The organism is Nocardia sp. NPDC058497 (assembly GCF_042720195.1).
Classification (GTDB): Bacteria; Actinomycetota; Actinomycetes; order Mycobacteriales; family Mycobacteriaceae; genus Nocardia.
In genome coordinates this window covers 1-1963 of sequence record NZ_JBHXMY010000834.1, presented here as the reverse complement: position 1 = coordinate 1963, position 1963 = coordinate 1, and the positions used below count along the sequence as shown (strand labels likewise).

Below are 1963 nucleotides of genomic sequence, written 5' to 3'. Positions count from 1 at the left end.
GATCGGGGCTGACTGGAATGCAGTTGCCGCAGTTGCGCGCATTGGCGGGGGAGCTCGGTATCCGAGGAACCTCCGGTATGCGTAAGGGCGATCTCATCGCCGCTATCAAGGAAAATCAGGCCGGAGCGCCTGCGAAGGCGGGCAAGCCCGTCGAGGCCGCCGCCGTGACGGCCGACGCGCCCGCCGCCAAGACCGAGGCGCCGGCCAAGGCCGAGGCGCCAGCCAAGGCCGACAAGCCGGCCAAGGCCGAAAAGCCCGCCGAGGCCGACAAGCCCGCCGAGAAGCAGGCCGCCGTCGCGGTCGCGCCCGAGCAGGCTCCGGCCGAGCAGGCGCAGGCCGAGGCCAAGACCGCCGCTCCCGCCGAGTCGACCGAGGATTCCGGTCGCGAGGGCGGTCAGCGTGGCCGTGGCAGGCAGCGTCGTGGCCGTGACCAGGCCCGTTCCGGTGGGGGCGAGAACGTCCAGGCCGAGAGCCGTGGCGAGGAGCCCAAGCAGGCTGACAAGGCCGAGGGCGGCGAGCAGGGCGAGCGTCGTCGCGAGCGTGGCGACCGCACCGGTGGCGACCGGGGCGAGCGCACCGGTGGCCAGAACCAGAACGGCGCCACCGGCGGTAATCGCGGTCCCCGCGACGACCGCGGTGGTGACGACGAGGAAGGCGGCCGCGGTCGCCGGGGTCGCCGGTTCCGTGAGCGTCGCCGCGGTCGTGACCGCGACGGTGGCGCCGGTGGCGGTGGCGGCGAGGCCCGCGACTTCGAGATCCGCGAGGACGACGTCCTCCAGCCGGTCGCCGGCATTCTCGACGTCCTGGACAACTACGCGTTCGTGCGGACCTCCGGCTACCTGGCCGGCCCGAACGACGTGTACGTCTCGATGAACCTGGTCCGCAAGAACGGCCTGCGCCGCGGTGACGCGATCACCGGTGCGGTGCGCGCCCCGCGCGACGGCGAGCAGAGCAACCAGCGCCAGAAGTTCGACCCGCTGGTCCGCCTGGACACCGTCAACGGCGGCGAGGTCGAAGCGGCCAGGCGCCGTCCCGACTTCACCAAGCTGACCCCGCTGTACCCCAATCAGCGTCTGCGTCTCGAGACCCAGCAGAACAAGCTGACCACGCGTGTGATCGACCTGATCATGCCGATCGGTAAGGGCCAGCGTGCGCTGATCGTGTCCCCGCCCAAGGCGGGTAAGACCACGATCATGCAGGACATCGCCAACGCGATCGCGATCAACAACCCCGAGTGCTACCTCATGGTTGTCCTGGTCGACGAACGTCCCGAAGAGGTCACCGACATGCAGCGTTCGGTGAAGGGTGAGGTCATCGCCTCCACCTTCGACCGTCCGCCCGCCGACCACACCTCCGTCGCCGAGCTCGCCATCGAGCGCGCGAAGCGACTGGTGGAGATGGGCAAAGACGTTGTGGTGCTGCTCGACTCGATCACCCGATTGGGCCGTGCGTACAACAACTCCTCGCCCGCCTCTGGCCGCATCCTCTCCGGTGGTGTCGACTCGACCGCGCTGTACCCGCCCAAGCGGTTCCTCGGCGCGGCGCGCAACATCGAGAACGGTGGCTCGCTCACCATCATCGCCACGGCGATGGTGGAGACCGGCTCCACCGGTGACACGGTGATCTTCGAGGAGTTCAAGGGCACCGGCAACGCCGAGCTCAAGCTCGACCGCAAGATCGCCGAGCGCCGCGTGTTCCCCGCGGTGGACGTCAACCCGTCCGGTACCCGCAAGGACGAACTGCTGCTCTCGCCCGACGAGGCCGCGGTGCTGCACAAGCTGCGTCGCGTGCTGACCGGGCTGGACTCGCACCAGGCCATCGATCTGCTGATCGACCGCCTGAAGAAGTCCAAGAACAACCTCGAGTTCCTGATGCAGGTCTCCAAGACCGCACCGGGCGCTCTCGACGAGTGATCGTCTAGAACCGCGCGCAAGGGGCCGCCCCGCCCCGGGGCCCCCGGGGC

General features: G+C 69.6%; 1 protein-coding gene. It reads left to right on the top strand.

Going from position 1 to position 1963, the window contains the following annotated elements; translation table 11 throughout:
* On the top strand, positions 1-1913 hold a 1913-nt coding region (gene rho, locus ACFWPJ_RS31550), incomplete at its 5' end, for a transcription termination factor Rho (RefSeq protein WP_378856982.1).
* Between the last annotated feature and the right edge of the window lie 50 nt (positions 1914-1963).